This window comes from Rhodococcus sp. NKCM2511, assembly GCF_014905595.1.
Taxonomy (GTDB): domain Bacteria; phylum Actinomycetota; class Actinomycetes; order Mycobacteriales; family Mycobacteriaceae; genus Rhodococcoides; species Rhodococcoides fascians.
This window is the reverse complement of the sequence record NZ_BNHJ02000002.1, coordinates 1-16,068: the sequence shown is the minus strand read 5'-3', so window position 1 is coordinate 16,068 and position 16,068 is coordinate 1. Positions and strand designations below refer to the sequence as shown.

The 16,068-nt window shown below is 64.5% G+C and carries 13 protein-coding genes and 1 pseudogene; 12 read left to right on the top strand and 2 right to left on the bottom strand.

The genetic code is table 11. The features are described 5' to 3' along the window. Positions 1-9 precede the first annotated feature (9 nt). The 10 genes from argC to JLZ96_RS16620 all read left to right on the top strand — a co-directional run bounded on the left by argC (position 10) and on the right by JLZ96_RS16620 (position 11,983). Complete coding sequence (gene argC, locus JLZ96_RS16665) at positions 10-1,065, top strand: N-acetyl-gamma-glutamyl-phosphate reductase (RefSeq protein WP_094652631.1); 1,056 nt, start codon at positions 10-12, stop codon at positions 1,063-1,065. Further along, positions 1,062-2,300, top strand: a complete 1,239-nt coding sequence (gene argJ / locus JLZ96_RS16660) for a bifunctional glutamate N-acetyltransferase/amino-acid acetyltransferase ArgJ (protein WP_052057175.1) — start codon at positions 1,062-1,064, stop codon at positions 2,298-2,300. The genes argC and argJ overlap by 4 nt, the downstream gene beginning before the upstream one ends. Further along, entirely contained in the window at positions 2,297-3,211 is a 915-nt protein-coding gene (gene argB / locus JLZ96_RS16655) for an acetylglutamate kinase (protein ID WP_201010785.1), read from the top strand. Before argJ ends, argB begins: the two co-directional genes overlap by 4 nt. Continuing rightward, the gene (locus tag JLZ96_RS16650) at positions 3,208-4,413 is read left to right on the top strand and encodes an acetylornithine transaminase (RefSeq protein ID WP_027497234.1); all 1,206 of its coding nucleotides are present in this window, start codon (positions 3,208-3,210) and stop codon (positions 4,411-4,413) included. Before argB ends, JLZ96_RS16650 begins: the two co-directional genes overlap by 4 nt. Beyond that, positions 4,410-5,345, top strand: coding sequence for an ornithine carbamoyltransferase (argF, locus tag JLZ96_RS16645; protein ID WP_032365513.1), 936 nt, complete (start codon positions 4,410-4,412; stop codon positions 5,343-5,345). The genes JLZ96_RS16650 and argF overlap by 4 nt, the downstream gene beginning before the upstream one ends. Then, on the top strand, positions 5,315-5,857 hold the full coding sequence (locus JLZ96_RS16640; protein ID WP_371833676.1) for an arginine repressor: 543 nt from the start codon (positions 5,315-5,317) through the stop codon (positions 5,855-5,857). Before argF ends, JLZ96_RS16640 begins: the two co-directional genes overlap by 31 nt. Positions 5,858-5,909: 52 nt before the next feature. Next, complete coding sequence (locus tag JLZ96_RS16635) at positions 5,910-7,109, top strand: argininosuccinate synthase (protein ID WP_032370344.1); 1,200 nt, start codon at positions 5,910-5,912, stop codon at positions 7,107-7,109. After that, complete coding sequence (gene argH / locus JLZ96_RS16630; RefSeq protein WP_027497230.1) at positions 7,106-8,554, top strand: argininosuccinate lyase; 1,449 nt, start codon at positions 7,106-7,108, stop codon at positions 8,552-8,554. The genes JLZ96_RS16635 and argH overlap by 4 nt, the downstream gene beginning before the upstream one ends. A 100-nt stretch (positions 8,555-8,654) precedes the next feature. After that, positions 8,655-11,672, top strand: coding sequence for an AMP-binding protein (locus tag JLZ96_RS16625; RefSeq protein ID WP_032365532.1), 3,018 nt, complete (start codon positions 8,655-8,657; stop codon positions 11,670-11,672). A gap of 104 nt (positions 11,673-11,776) precedes the next feature. Then, a complete protein-coding gene (locus tag JLZ96_RS16620; RefSeq protein WP_027497228.1) occupies positions 11,777-11,983 on the top strand; it encodes a Trm112 family protein in 207 nt (68 codons plus the stop codon). Between the two features lie 10 nt (positions 11,984-11,993). Here the strand turns inward: JLZ96_RS16620 and JLZ96_RS16615 are convergent, their stop codons facing one another. Beyond that, entirely contained in the window at positions 11,994-12,749 is a 756-nt protein-coding gene (locus JLZ96_RS16615; RefSeq protein WP_201010784.1) for an ABC transporter permease, read from the bottom strand. Next, positions 12,746-13,476: pseudogene (locus tag JLZ96_RS16610) on the bottom strand (ABC transporter ATP-binding protein). Before JLZ96_RS16610 ends, JLZ96_RS16615 begins: the two are co-directional and overlap by 4 nt. Positions 13,477-13,549: 73 nt before the next feature. On the opposite strand from JLZ96_RS16610, the gene JLZ96_RS16605 reads away from it, so the two are divergent. Continuing rightward, complete coding sequence (locus JLZ96_RS16605; protein ID WP_201010783.1) at positions 13,550-14,203, top strand: DNA-3-methyladenine glycosylase; 654 nt, start codon at positions 13,550-13,552, stop codon at positions 14,201-14,203. Between the two features lie 38 nt (positions 14,204-14,241). Beyond that, the gene (gene tyrS, locus JLZ96_RS16600; protein ID WP_201010782.1) at positions 14,242-15,516 is read left to right on the top strand and encodes a tyrosine--tRNA ligase; all 1,275 of its coding nucleotides are present in this window, start codon (positions 14,242-14,244) and stop codon (positions 15,514-15,516) included. Positions 15,517-16,068: the final 552 nt, after the last annotated feature.

The window sequence follows — 16,068 nt, the reverse complement described above, 5'->3', positions numbered from 1 at the left end:
ATAAACCGCATGACTATTTCGGAGGCAACGCCGAAGCGTATCGCGGTGGCGGGTGCCAGTGGCTACGCCGGTGGTGAGATCCTTCGCCTGTTGCTCGGCCACCCAGCTGTACGCGACGGCTCGTTGGTCATCGGAGCGCTGACTGCGGGCGGCAATGCAGGCGCGACGCTGGGTGAGTTCCATCCCCATCTGCTGCCGCTTGCCGACCGTGTTCTCGGCCCCACGACGGTCGACGAACTCGCCGGGCACGACGTGATCTTCCTCGGGTTGCCGCACGGCAAATCCGCCGAACTCGCGCTTCAGTTGCCCGAATCCGTGGTGATCATCGACTGCGGTGCCGATTTCCGCCTCAACGACTCGGCAGCCTGGGAGAAGTACTACAAGTCCCCACACGCGGGGACTTGGCCGTACGGTCTCCCAGAGCTACCGGGGTGCCGTGAGCTCCTGGTCGGGGCAACGCGTATCGCCGTGCCCGGGTGCTATCCGACGGTGTCGAGTCTTGCCCTGGCTCCGGCAGTTGCCGCCGGAATCATCGAGCCACGGGTCAACATCGTTGCGGTCACCGGCACGTCCGGTGCGGGCCGGGCACCCAAGGCCGACCTGCTGGGCTCCGAGGTGATGGGCTCGGTTCGCGCATACGCGGTAGCAGGCGCGCACCGGCACACTCCCGAGATCGTGCAGAACCTGTCGGCTGTGGCCGGTACCGACGTGTCGGTGTCGTTCACTCCGGTACTCGCGCCGATGCCGCGTGGCATTCTGGCCACCTGTACGGCCGTGACCACCGCTACCGAGGCTCAGGCCGTCGAGGTGTACGAGAAGGCCTATGCCGCAGAGCCTTTCGTTCATGTTCTTCCGGCCGGGCGGCTGCCGCAGACCGGTTCGGTCATCGGATCGAACGCCGTGCAGATGAGTGTGTCCGTCGATGCAGACGCCGGCTTGCTGGTGGTCATCGCGGCCATCGACAACCTGGCCAAGGGAACAGCCGGTGCAGCAGTGCAATCGATGAATCTGGCGTTGGGAATCGACGAGACCGACGGTCTCTCTACCGTAGGAGTTGCTCCATGACCGGCCTGAAGAGCGAGACGGATACGGTCGCCTCGATCGCGGGGAAGCTCGTGCGTTCCCAGGGCGTGACGTCTCCCGCCGGATTCCGTGCGGCCGGGATTCCCGCGGGTATCAAGGCAAGTGGCAGGTCCGATCTGGCTCTGGTGTTCAACGAGGGCCCGGACTTCACGGCAGCGGGCGTCTTCACCCGCAACAAGGTCAAGGCTGCGCCGGTGCTGTGGTCGCAGCAGGTGCTCACCACCGGTCGGCTTCGCGCGGTGGTGTTGAACTCGGGCGGTGCCAACGCTTGTACCGGTGCACCCGGTTTCCAGGACGCGCATCGGACGGCCGAGGAGGTCGCGTCCGTGTTGAGCAACTGGGGTTCGGAAACAGGGGCCATCGAGGTTGCCGTGTGCTCGACAGGTCTCATCGGCGATCGGTTGCCGATGGACAAGCTGTTGCCGGGGGTGACCGAGGTGGTGCACGAACTGGCCGGCGGTATCTCCGGTGGCACCGATGCCGCTTACGCGATCATGACCACCGATACCGTTCCGAAGCAGGCCGCGATTCATCACGCAGACAAGTGGAATGTCGGTGGCATGGCCAAGGGCGCGGGCATGCTCGCACCCTCGCTGGCCACGATGCTCAGTGTCATCACCACCGACGCCGTCGCGACCACGGAGCAGCTCGACACCGCGCTTCGTGCGGCCACCCGGTTGTCCTACGACCGACTCGACGTCGACGGCGCATCCTCCACGAACGACACGGTACTGCTGCTCTCCTCCGGGGCAAGCGGTGTGAGCCCGTCGCAGGAGGACCTCGACGCTGCTGTTCTGGCGGTATGCGACGACCTCGCCGATCAGATGATGGCCGATGCCGAGGGCGTCACGAAGCGAGTGAAGATCACCGTCTCCGGTGCAGTATCCGAGGACGAGGCTCTCGTCGGTGCGAGGACGGTCGCCAGGGACAGTCTCACCAAGACGGCCCTGTTCGGTTCGGACCCCAACTGGGGCCGTGTACTCGCGGCGATCGGTATTGCTCCGATCGAACTCGATCCGGATCGGATTGCCGTGTCGTTCAACGGCAATCCGGTGTGCATCGACGGCGTCGGCGCTCCGGGTGCGCGCGAGGTCGACCTGTCCGGAGTCGATATCGCCGTGACCATCGACCTCGGACTCGGGTCCGGTACGGCCACGATCAGAACGACGGATCTCTCCCACGCCTACGTCGAAGAGAACTCGGCGTACTCGTCATGACTGCTGCTGCAACACAACTGACCGCAGCGCAGAAGGCGTTCACGCTCGCCGAGGCACTGCCCTGGCTCCAGCGCTTCTCGGGCAAGATCGTCGTGGTGAAGTACGGCGGGAACGCCATGATCGACGACGATCTCAAACGAGCGTTCGCCGCCGACATGGTGTTTCTACGCACCGTCGGAATTCACCCCGTCGTCGTGCACGGCGGAGGCCCGCAGATTTCGGCCATGCTCACCCGGCTGGGCCTGACGGGTGAGTTCCGCGGCGGATTCCGGGTCACCACACCGGAAGTCATGGACGTCGTTCGGATGGTGCTGTTCGGGCAGGTCGGCCGTGAACTCGTCGGCTTGATCAACAGTCACGGGCCGTATGCCGTCGGAATCTCGGGGGAGGACGCGCACCTGTTCACCGCGACGCGTCGTTCGGTCCTGGTCGACGGCGTCGATACCGATATCGGTCTGGTGGGCGACGTCACCTCGGTAGATCCGAAGGCGATCTTCGATCTGATTGCCGCAGGCCGCATTCCGGTGGTCTCCACCATCGCACCCGACAGTGACGGCGTGGTGCACAACATCAACGCCGATACCGCTGCTGCTGCTCTCGCCAGTGCGATCGGGGCAGAGAAGTTGGTCGTGCTCACCGATGTCGAGGGTCTCTACACGGCGTGGCCCGATCGCAGTTCCCTGACCTCTCGAATCGACGCGTCGGAACTCGACGCATTGCTGCCCACGCTCGATGCCGGGATGGTTCCGAAGATGGAAGCCTGCCTGCGGGCCGTTCGTGCCGGAGTGCCGTCGGCGCACGTCATCGACGGTCGCGTCGAACATTCGGTTCTGGTGGAGCTGTTCACCGGAGAGGGGATCGGCACCATGGTCACCCCCGATCACTCGTCTACGTCAGGAGTCACGTCATGACCGGCACGCAGTCCACGGTCGATCTACAGCAGCGGTGGTCCACGTCGCTGATGGACAACTACGGTGTGCCGCGCGTAGCGCTCGTCCGAGGCGAAGGCGCTGTGGTGACCGACGCCGACGGCAAGCAGTACCTCGACCTGCTGGCCGGTATCGCCGTCAATATCCTGGGCCACGCTCATCCTGCGGTGATCGAGGCGGTCACTGCTCAGCTCTCCACGCTGGGTCATACGTCGAATCTGTATGCGACGGAACCGGGTATCGAACTGGCCGAGCAATTGCTCGCACATCTGGGTGCGGGTGCGACGGGACGAGTGTTCTTCTGCAACTCGGGTACCGAGGCCAACGAGGCGGCGTTCAAGATCGCGCGTCTGACCGGTCGTCCCCACATCATTGCCGCCGAGAAGGCCTTTCACGGACGGACGATGGGTGCACTGGCGCTCACCGGACAAGCCGACAAGCGAATTCCGTTCGAACCCATGCCTGCCGGTGTCCAGCACGTGCCCTACGGAGACATCGCCGCGCTCGAGGCAGCCGTCGATTCCGACACCGCCGCAGTGTTTCTCGAACCCATCATGGGGGAGGGCGGCGTGGTCGTTCCTCCCGACGGGTATCTCGTTGCCGCACGTGAGATCACGGCGAAGCACGGCGCGCTGTTGGTCCTCGACGAGGTGCAGACCGGTATCGGCCGCACGGGCTGGTTCTACGCCCACCAGTCGGTCGGCATCGTGCCCGACGTGATCACCTTGGCCAAAGGACTGGGCGGGGGTCTGCCCATCGGGGCCTGCATCGGTATCGGGGCGGCGGGGGAGTTGTTGCATCCGGGCAAGCACGGCACCACCTTCGGCGGCAACCCGGTCTGCGCCGCTGCTGCGTTGGCTGTGTTGCGGACCATTGCCGCCGACGACCTCGTTTCGCACGCCGACAGTCTCGGCAAGACCATCGCTCATTCCATCGAGGCTCTCGAACACCCTCTCGTCAGCCATGTTCGGGGCTCCGGGCTTCTGCTCGGAGTGGTGCTCACGGCCGCAGTTGCGCCTGCGGCCGAGGCGGCGGCCCGTGACGCAGGCTTCCTGATCAATGCAGCGCAACCAGACGTATTGCGGCTCGCACCGCCGCTGATCATCACCGAAGAGCAGGCCGCGTCGTTCGTCTCGGCACTACCGGCAATTCTCGACGCAGCACAGGAGGCACACCAGCCATGACCGTTCAGCACTTCCTTCGCGACGACGACATCACCCCGCAGCAGCAGGGAGAAATCCTGGCGCTCGCGGCCGAGATCAAGCGGGCTCCGTTCTCCAAGCGGCCGCTCGAGGGGCCGAAGGGCGTCGGTGTGATCTTCGAGAAGAATTCCACCAGAACTCGGTTCTCGTTCGAGTTGGGCATTGCGCAGTTGGGCGGCCACGCCGTTGTGGTCACCGGAAGCGACACTCAACTGGGACGCGAGGAGACTCTGCAGGACACCGGCCGCGTGCTGTCCCGCTACGTCGAGGCGGTCGTCTGGCGTACGTTCGGCCAGAAGCGACTGGAGCAGATGGCAACGGGTGCAACGATTCCCATCGTCAATGCGCTGTCCAACGAATTCCATCCCTGCCAGGTCCTCGCCGATCTGCAGACGCTGATCGAGCACAAGGGAAACCTGACCGGGAGGACGCTGGCGTACTTCGGCGACGGTGCCAACAACATGGCACATTCGCTTCTCATCGGCGGAGTGACCGCGGGACTCGATGTCAGGATCGCCGCTCCGAAGGAATTCGCACCACTCGGTTACGTCCTCGATGCCGCACGTGCGCGCGCCGAGGAGACCGGAGCGTCCATCACGGTGACCGAAGACCCCGACGAGGCCGCCGACGGTGCCGACGCTCTCGTCACCGATACCTGGACATCGATGGGTCAGGAGAACGACGGACTCGATCGAGTCGCTCCGTTCCGGCCCTACCGCATCGACTCCGAGCTGCTGTCGAAGGCGAAATCCGATGCGGTCGTGCTGCATTGCCTTCCTGCCCACCGCGGCGAGGAAATCACCGACGAGGTGCTCGACGGTCCGCACAGTGTCGTCTGGGACGAGGCCGAGAACCGTCTGCACGCGCAGAAAGCACTGCTCGTCTGGCTCCTCGAGCAGGCTCGGCGACCGTGAGTGACGACGTCACTGCGGTTCCGCTGACCGCGTCGACCCGCGCGGGCAGACAGGCGCGGATCATCGCGTTGCTGGCCACGCATCAGGTGCGCAGTCAACCGCAGCTGGCGTCGTTGCTCGCCGCCGAGGGGATCGACACCACGCAGGCGACGCTGTCGCGTGACCTCGAAGAGTTGGGTGCGGTGAAGTTGCGCGCTCCCGACGGCGGCGTCGGGGTGTACGTGGTCCCCGAGGACGGCAGCCCGGTGCGCGGGGTGTCGGGCGGAACCGACCGTCTCCTGCGGCTGTTGGGGGAGCTGTTGGTGTCCACCGATCACAGCGGAAACCAGGCAGTTCTGCGGACACCGCCCGGAGCTGCGCATTACCTGGCCAGCGCCCTCGATCGTGCTGCATTGCCGGAAGTCGTGGGAACGATCGCCGGGGACGACACGATCCTGCTCATCGCCCGTGAACCGACCACCGGCGGCGAGATCGCCGACAAGATAGAAAAGCTCGCTCGACGCGGAAACTGAGATCCGGTCACTCCGCACTGCACCACACGAACCACGAAGGAGCGTCATCACCATGGCCGAACGCGTCATCCTCGCCTACTCCGGCGGACTCGACACCTCTGTCGCCATCAGCTGGATCGGACGGGAGACCGGCAAGGAGGTCGTCGCTGTTGCCATCGACCTCGGCCAGGGCGGTGAGGACATGAATGTCGTCCGCCAGCGCGCATTGGACTGCGGCGCAGTCGAATCGGTCGTCGTCGACGCCAGGGACGAGTTCGCCGACGAGTACTGCCTGCCGACGGTGCAATCCAACGCGCTGTACATGGATCGGTATCCGTTGGTTTCGGCCATCAGCCGTCCGCTGATCGTCAAGCATCTGGTGGAGAACGCACGTGCGCACGGAGGAACCGTCGTCGCGCACGGGTGCACGGGCAAGGGCAACGATCAGGTCCGGTTCGAGGTCGGTTTCAACACGCTCGCTCCGGAGCTCGAAGTGCTGGCACCGGTACGCGATTACGCGTGGACCCGGGAGAAGGCGATCGCGTTCGCCGAGGAGAACGACATTCCGATCAACGTCACCACCAAGTCACCGTTCTCCATCGACCAGAACGTGTGGGGACGGGCAGTGGAGACCGGCTTCCTGGAAGATCTGTGGAACGCGCCGACGAAGGATGTGTACGACTACACCGAGGATCCGACGGTCAACTTCCAGGCACCCGACGAACTGATACTCACGTTCGACAAGGGTCGCCCGGTCGCCATCGACGGCCGTCCGGTGTCGGTGCTCGGTGCGATCCAAGAACTCAACACCCGTGCGGGCGCTCAGGGTGTCGGCCGATTGGACGTCGTCGAGGATCGGCTCGTCGGCATCAAGAGCCGTGAAATCTACGAGGCTCCCGGTGCGATGGTCCTGATCCGTGCGCACGAAGAACTCGAGCACGTGACCCTCGAGCGCGAACTCGGCCGCTACAAGCGTCATACCGACCAGAAGTGGGCCGAGCTGGTCTACGACGGCCTGTGGTACTCGCCGCTCAAGGGTGCACTCGACACGTTCGTTCAGCACACGCAGGAACACGTCTCGGGCGACATCCGCTTGGTGCTGCACGCGGGCGGAATCATCGTCAACGGCCGTCGCAGCGGGGAGTCTTTGTACGACTTCAACCTCGCTACCTACGACGAGGGCGACACGTTCGACCAGTCGGCGGCCAAGGGATTCGTGCAGCTGCACGGGCTCTCCTCCAAGATCGCAGCGAAGCGGGACCTGGGCCTGTGACCACTTCGAGCAACGCACACGGAACCAACGAAGGCTCGCTGTGGGGCGGGCGCTTCGCCTCCGGCCCGGCGGCTGCCATGGCTGCCCTGAGCAAATCGACACACTTCGACTGGGTTCTCGCGCCCTACGACATCCGTGCGTCCATGGCGCACGCTCGGGTTCTGAACGGTGCCGGACTGCTGACCCCGCAGGACCTCGAGACCATGCTCGACGGTTTGCAGCGGCTGGCCGACGACGTGGCGTCCGGTGAGTTCGTCGCGGCCGAGTCGGACGAGGACGTGCACGGCGCCCTCGAACGCGGTTTGATCGACCGGGTCGGACCCGAGGTGGGTGGTCGCCTGCGCGCCGGCCGCTCACGCAACGATCAGGTCGCGACCCTGTTCCGGATGTGGTTGCGCGACGCCGTCCGTCGGGTGGCGGTCGGTGTTCTCGACGTCGTGGACGCATTGGCAACTCAGGCTGCGGCTCACCCCACCGCGGTCATGCCCGGCAAGACTCATTCGCAGGCGGCGCAGCCGGTGTTGTTGGCGCATCATCTGCTCGCACATACCCATCCGCTGCTGCGTGATGTCCAGCGGTTCGCGGACTTCGACAGGCGAGCGGCAGTGTCGCCCTACGGTTCCGGCGCTCTGGCCGGCTCCTCGCTCGGTCTGAGCCCCGAGAAGATCGCCGCCGAACTCGGGTTCGATTCGTCCGCCGAGAACTCGATCGACGCCACGTCCTCGCGTGATTTCGCGGCGGAAGCCGCGTTCGTCCTGGCGATGACAGCGGTGGACCTGTCTCGGTTCGCCGAGGAGGTCATCTCGTGGAGCACACCCGAATACGGTTACGTGACTCTCGCAGATGCATGGTCGACGGGCAGCTCGATCATGCCGCAGAAGAAGAATCCCGACGTCGCGGAGTTGACTCGTGGCAAGACGGGCCGCCTGATCGGAAATCTGACCGGCCTGTTGGCCACCCTCAAGGCACAACCCTTGGCGTACAACCGGGATCTTCAGGAAGACAAGGAGCCGGTGTTCGATTCGGTGGCTCAGCTCGAGTTGCTGCTCCCGGCACTCACCGGTTTGACGGCGACATTGGAGTTCCACACCGATCGCATGGCCGAACTCGCGCCGGCCGGGTTCACGCTCGCCACCGACATCGCCGAATGGATGGTGCGGCAAGGGATTGCGTTCCGGGTCGCGCACGAGGCAGCGGGAGCCTGCGTGCGCGCGGCGGAAGCGCGGGGCGTCGGGCTGGTGGATCTGACCGACGACGAGCTCGCGTCGATCGATCCGGCGCTCACTCCGGCGGTGCGCGAGGTGCTCACCGTGGAGGGTTCCATTTCCTCGCGTGATGCTCGCGGCGGCACCGCGGCGGTTCAGGTGGCGCACCAGCTCGGTGGTGTGCGGGCGACTGCGTCGACGTTGCGCGCGTGGGCCGAGGTGCCGGTGTTGCGGCACTAGTCGACATCCTCGCCGATTCCACGAGTGTGATGTGAGAAGCTTTCGTCACGCGAAGACCGATGTCGGTCGTTCCGTCGGGGCCGAACGCAGGAGTGTATTTGTGGGACTGAATGCAGACGCGGTACGTGGTCCACTGCGGCGTGCTATCGCAACGGCCCAGAACGGCCTCGAGGTCATCCGGCTGGGTGGTCTCGAGACCGAGGTCGATCCGTCGCCCTTCCGAGTGATGGACCGCGAGCCGATGTATCGGTTGCGGCGTTACTTCCCCGACGACGTTCCCGTGGACAGTCCTCCGGTGGTGCTGATTCCGCCGATGATGGTCTCCGCGGACGTGTACGACGTCACCACCGATCAAGGTGCGGCCGGAATTCTGCACGGCATGGGCATGGACCCGTGGGTGGTCGATTTCGGTTCGCCCGATACCGAAGAGGGCGGATGGAGCCGTACTCTGGCCGATCACGTCGTCGCCATCAGCGAGGTCGTGGACAAGGTGCACGAGCACACCGGCCGCGACGTTCACCTCGGAGGGTATTCGCAGGGCGGCATGTTCTGCTACCAGGCTGCCGCCTATCGAGGTGGACGAAACCTGGCCAGCCTCATCACGTTCGGGGCTCCGGTGGACACCTTGGCCGGCTTGCCGCTGGGTATCCCGGCCGGTGTCGCCACTCGGGGCGCGGAGTTTCTCGCCGACCACGTATTCACGCGCTTGGCCGTGTCGGGGTGGATGGCGCGGACAGGATTTCAGCTGCTCGACCCGGCGAAGACCGTGCGGTCTCGTTTGGATTTCCTGCGACAGTTGCACGACCGGGAAGCACTGTTGCCTCGGGAGCCGCAGCGCCGCTTCCTGGCGATGGACGGCTGGGTGGCGTGGTCCGGGCCCGCCGTGGCCGAGTTGCTCAGGCAGTTCGTCGTGCACAACCGCATGATGACCGGCGGCTTCGTCATCAAGGACAGGTTGTTGACGCTTGCCGAGTTGACGGTGCCGGTCTTGGCGTTCGTCGGCGAGGTCGACGACATCGGACAGCCGTTGGCGGTGCGCGGAATCCGGCGTGCCGCACCGCGTGCTCAGGTATTCGAAACAACCTTGCGTGCAGGACATTTCGGTCTCGTGGTGGGTAGCACGGCAGCTGCGCAGACATGGCCGACCACTGGAAACTGGATTCGGTGGCGCGAGAACCTCGGACCGAAGCCCGAGGCCGTGCGCGTCATGGAACACGAAGAGCACTCGGACAGCGACAGCGGAGTGTCGATCACCAACAGGCTCATTCACACCGCTGCCTCCATCGCCGAAGTGGGAGTAGGTGTAGGACGCGGACTGGCCTCGGCCGCGACCGGTGCCGTTCGCGGCACTCGTGAGATCTCGACCGAGGCCGTGCGCACCCTTCCGCGGCTGGCGCGGCTGGGGCAGATGCAGCCGCACAGTCGGGTCTCGTTGGGCCGCTTGATCGCTGAGCAGGGCAGAAAGTCCCCGCTCGGCGAGTGCTTCCTCTTCGACGACCGAGTGCACACCTACGACGCCGTCAACGTGCGTATCGACAACGTGGTTCGAGGTCTGATCAGTGTCGGTGTACGGCCTGCATCGCGCATCGGTGTGCTGATGGAGACCAGGCCGAGTGCCCTCGCCGCCATCGCGGCTCTGTCGCGCATCGGCGCTGTTCCGGTGTTGCTGCAGCCGGGTAGCGACCTCACTGCCGCGTTACGCACCGTGGACGTCGACACTGTGATCGCCGATCCGGAGAATGCCGCGGCGGCCGTTCCGGTCGCGCCCAACGTGCTGGTGCTCGGCGGCGGCGAGACGCGGCGGCTCGATGTTCCGGACGGCTACGAAGTGATCGACCTCGAAGCCATCGACCCCGACGCCGTCCGGCTACCGGCCTGGTTCGAGCCGGATCCCGGTCGCGCTCGCGAACTGGCGATGATTCTGTTCACCACCACCGACCGTGGTCTCGAACCGCGATACATCACCAACCATCGCTGGGCACTGTCCGCATTCGGTACCGCGACGACGGCTGCTCTCGGTCCCGGCGATACTGTGTATTGCCTTGCACCGCTCCATCATTCGGCGGGCATACTCGTGACCATCGGCGGCGCGCTTGCCGGCGGATCGAGGATCGCGCTCTCCCGTGGTCTCGATCCCGAGCGCTTCAGGGAAGAGGTGTACCGCTACGGCGTCACTGTCGTCAGCTACACCTGGACGATGATGCAGCAGATCGTCGACGACGGGCGCTTCCCGGTCGACACCGGTCACCCGGTTCGGCTGTTCATCGGCTCCGGTATGCCGGTGGGATTGTGGCGTCGCACCCTGGCGAAGTTCACCCCGGCGCGAGTGCTCGAGTTCTATGCCTCCACCGAGAACGACGTCATTCTGGCCAATGTCGCCGGGACGAAGATCGGCTCGAAGGGACGCCCTCTGCCCGGCAGTGCGCGAGTGGCTCTGGCGGCGTACGACCCGATCACCGGCCGACTCGAAGAGGACGACGACGGATTCGTGCGGCAGTGCCGCGACGACGAGATCGGGCTGCTCCTGGGCCGCCCGAGTGGTGACGGTGAAGCGACCAGCCATGTCATGCGTGGGGTCTTCGAGCCCACCGACGCGTGGATACCCACCGAGAACCTGTTCCGGCGTGATTCGGACGGCGATTACTGGCTCATCGATCGTAAGGACACCGTTGTTCGCTCGGCGCGGGGTCCGGTGTACACCCAGCCGATCGTCGACGCCGTCGGCGATCTCGATCAGGTCGGTTCGGCCGTGGTCTACGGGGTTCGTGTTGCCGTCGACGGGCCACGGTCGATCCGCATGGAAGCGTCGGCCACCGAGGTTGCCGTGTGTGCTGTCTCCCTGCAGCCGGAAGCGGTGATCACCGCTCGCGCTCTCACCGATGCCCTGGGAGTCCTGCTTCCGGACGAGCGCCCGGCGATCGTCCACGTTGTGTCCGACATCCCGGTCGGTCGCGCCTATCGACCCAACGCGTCTGCATTGAAACAGGCAGGAATTCCTACTCCGAGCGCACGATCGTGGTACTACGATCCGGAGTCGAACAGCTACCGACGACTGACGAAAGCTGTTGTGGCAGAACGCTTCGTGGGACGTCAGGCCACCGCCGAGAAGTCTTCCTGACATGAAGGAACGGCCGGCGGCCCCGACGACGGAAACAATCGGCGTTCGGTAGCGTGAACGAAGACCATCACTCCGACTCGGTCGGAGCAGACAGAAGGACACCTGTGGCAATCGACTCGACACTGCTCTCCATCCTCGCGTGCCCTGTGGACAAGGGCCCGCTCCTGCTCGTCGAGGACGAATTGCTCTACAACCCGCGACTGCGTCGCGCATATCCGATAGAGAACGGCATTCCGGTGTTGCTCGCCGACGATGCGCGCGATGTCGACGACGCCGAGCACGAGTCGATTCTGGCGCGCGCCACGTCCTAGACCACCTCGTTCATGGTGTCCGCCGACGCAATGTCGCTGCCGCACCGGTCAGCGCTGCCACGGTGAACATCACGACCACGGCGATGTCGGCCCCCATGCGCTTGGTTGCATCGGGGTGGACGGACATCTCCTGCAGGGCGTCCACCAGGTAGCTCAGCGGCAGAAGGTTGCTGACTGCACCGAGCCAACTCGGCATCTGATCGCGGGCCACCAGGAGCCCGCAGAGGAAGAGCTGCGGGATCACGACGACCGGCATGAACTGGACCGCTTGAAATTCGGTACGTGCGAAAGCGCTGCACAACAGCCCGATCGCCACTCCGAGCATCGCCCCGAGTACCGCGATCACCAGAACCCACCCGATCGAGCCTTCGATGTCGAGCCCGAGCAATCCGAATGCGAGTGCGCACGCGAGCAGCGCCTGCCCTACAGCGGCGAGCGAGAACGCCGAGCCGTAGCTCGCAAGCAGGTCCATCTTGGACATCGGTGTGGTCAGCAGGCGTTCGAGTGTTCCCGTGCTGCGTTCACGCTGCATCGAGATCGACGTGAGCAGAAACATGACGACGAACGGCAGAATGCCGAGCATCGTGATCGCAATTCGATCGAACGACGATTGTTGGTTCGGCGGAGCCGGGACGTCTCGGTACAGGAAATACAGCAACACAATCAGTAGAGACGGCACGAGCAGGACCATGGCCACCGATCGGTGATCGGCTCTGAGCTGGCGCAGGATTCGACCCGTACCCGCTGCGTAGATTCGTGCGTTCACGATGTCTGTTCCGTGGATCTGATGAGCGAGAGGAATGCGCGGTCGAGGTTCGTTTCCTTCGTCCGCGCCAGTAGCGCTTCGGGGCTCGATCGGTCCAGGACGGCACCGTCGCGCATCAGTACGAGCTGGCTGCAGTGTTCTGCCTCTTCCATCACGTGGCTCGAGACCAGCACTGTCGTACCTACCGCTGCGATTGCGGCGAATCGTGACCACAGTTCCGAGCGAAGGACGGGATCCAACCCGACCGTCGGCTCGTCGAGGACGATGAGTTCGGGTTCGGCGACCAGCGCGCTGGCCAGGGAGACTCGGCTCAGTTGGCCACCGGAGAGCTCACCCGCTCTCGACGCCGCATGGTCGGTGAGTCCGACAGCCTCGATGGCGGACGCCACCTCGGAGTGGCGGCGACCGTACAGCGACCCGAAGTACTGCACGTTCTCGCGAACGGTGAGGTCTCGGTACACGCTGGTGCCTGCGTCACGTACCCGACGGTGCGGCGCAGGGAGGTGGAGCCGGCTGGGCATCCGAGCACTGTCACGGTTCCGCCGGCAACGATCTGCGTGCCGACGATGGCGCGCATCAACGTGGTCTTTCCGCAGCCCGATGGGCCGAGGAGGCCGGTGATGGCAGCCCGCGGAATCGTCAGGGACAGATTGTGCAGCACCGTTCGGTTGCCGCGGCGAACCGTCAACCCTGTGATCTCGACGGCATGTTGCCCGGTGAACGCCATGTCGGCCTCCAGACTCTCATCGATCGATGCAGTCATAGCCCCGTCGATGCCTCGAGGTCAAGGGTTCAGCATCATGGGACGGGTGAACGCTGCTGACTTGGAAATCGGAGAGCCGGACGACGCAGCCCGACGTATCCTCGGGGCCACCGTCCATGCAGGCGCGGTGTCGGTACGCATCGTGGAGGTCGAGGCATACGGCGGTCCGGTCGACGGTCCGTGGCCCGATCCCGCTGCGCATTCTTTCCGTGGTCCGACACCCCGAAATGCCGTGATGTTCGGTCCGGCGGGTCGGCTGTACGTCTACCTGAGTTACGGCATGCACCTGTGCATGAACGTCAGTTGCGGGCCGGACGGGACGGCCGCTGCCGTCCTGCTTCGAGCCGGTCAGGTAGTTGCAGGTCACGACCTCGTCGACGGCAGGCGCGGTGGCGGAGAGTCGCGAACAGCGCGGGTCGAGGCCGGGTGGGCTCGAGGGCCCGGCAATCTCGGACGAGCACTCGGAGTGGGACTTGCCGACAACGGGACCGATCTGTTCGACGCGTCGTCACCGATCACCCTCGAGCTGCTCGAACATCCGCTGGGCGACGAGGCGTTGAAAGTCGGTCCACGCGTGGGTGTGAGCGTGGCAGCAGACAGACCGTGGCGTTTCTGGCTACCGGCCTCGCCTGCAGTGTCGAACTACCGGCGCAGTCCCCGCGCTCCCCAGCCCGGCTTGCGTGAGGGCTGAACGAGGCGGCGGCAAGTGCATGCGGGAAGATCGACGTCGTGAGCGAGAACATCATCGACGAATTGACCTGGCGCGGACTGATCGCGCAGTCCACCGACGTGGAAGCACTGAAGAGGGCCACCTCGGACGGGCCGATCACGTTGTACTCCGGTTTCGACCCGACCGGACCCTCGCTCCACGCCGGCCACCTCGTTCCGCTGCTCGCCTTGAAGCGGTTCCAGCGGGCCGGTCATCGGCCGATCATTCTGGCGGGCGGCGCAACCGGACTGATCGGTGATCCTCGCGATGTGGGGGAGCGGACCATGAACTCCCGTGAGGTGGTCACCGAATGGGCGTCGCGTATCCGGGGGCAGCTCGAACGGTTCGTAGACCTGGACGACGGCCCTACCGGTGGCGTGGTGGTCAACAACCTGTCCTGGACAGGGGAGCTGTCCACCATCGACTTCCTCCGAGACGTCGGCAAACACTTCTCGATCAACGTCATGCTCGCGCGGGAGACGGTCAAGACTCGGCTCGAGGGCGACGGCATGTCGTACACCGAGTTCAGCTACATGCTGTTGCAGGCCAACGACTACGTCCAGCTGCGCCGGGAGTACGGCTGCAGTCTGCAGATCGGTGGCTCGGATCAGTGGGGCAACATCATCGCCGGCGTGGAACTGAACCGTCGGCAGGACGCCGAACAGGTTCACGCGCTGACCGTTCCCCTGGTCACGTCGTCGGACGGCAAGAAGTTCGGTAAGTCCACCGGTGGTGGCAGTCTCTGGTTGGACCCCGAGATGACCAGCCCGTACGCCTGGTACCAGTACTTCGTGAACACCGGTGACGCCGATGTGGTCAAGTACCTGCGCTGGTTCACCTTCCTGTCCCAGGACGAACTGGCCGAATTGGAGACAGCAACCGAGGAGCGACCGCACGCGCGAGAAGCTCAGAAGCGACTGGCAGCAGAGATGACGACTCTGGTTCACGGCGAAGAGGCGACTCGCTCGGTCGAACTCGCCAGCCAAGCACTGTTCGGGCGGGCCGAGCTCACCGACCTCGACGAGAGCACTCTTGCAGCGGCGTTGCACGAGGCATCTGTGGCCGACATCGAGGTGGGTGCTCCGAACACGATCGTCGACCTCCTTGTCGCGACAGGGTTGAGCGAGAGCAAGGGTGCTGCGCGACGGGCGGTCAAAGAGGGCGGGGCAGCGGTGAACAACGTCAAGATCGCCGACGAGAATTGGACACCGTCGAGCGACGACCTCTTGCACGGACAATGGTTGGTGGTCCGGCGCGGGAAGCGGAACTTTGCGGGAGCACGCGTGGCTCGCTGAATCCAGGATCGGCCAGTGGCCGGAGTCACATTGATGTAATTTGGTTTGGACATCCGCCCGAGGGGCAATCCATCGAGCGCGACCAGGCTGTTCACACCGATTGTGTCCGAACGACCTGGGGATTTGACGCGTTGTTATCCGGGGCGTAACTTTGTCCAAGTCAGAGCGACACGGACGCCAGCCCAGACCGCAAGGCCTGAGCGAAGCGGACGCGCTCTACACAATCTGGTTCGGACACTACTTCGGTTGTGTCTTAACCGCGGATCGAAGGCCAGTTTGACTGAGCCTGAACATCCGATCTAAGCTGGAACGGTTGCCCCGGACACCGACGAGATCATCTCGGACGTGAATGGTGTGTGCGTGTTCTTTGAGAACTCAACAGTGTGTCGATGAATGTCAGTGCCGAATTTTATTTGGTGAATGCATTCGATGTATCAGCCATCCGCTTGTGGTGGTTGTTGTCGGGTGTTGTTTTAAAATGCTAGTTGAGTTTTTTTGCTAGTGATTTGACTTGATGTCTTTGACTGATTCACGGTCTTTCGGGACTGTTGT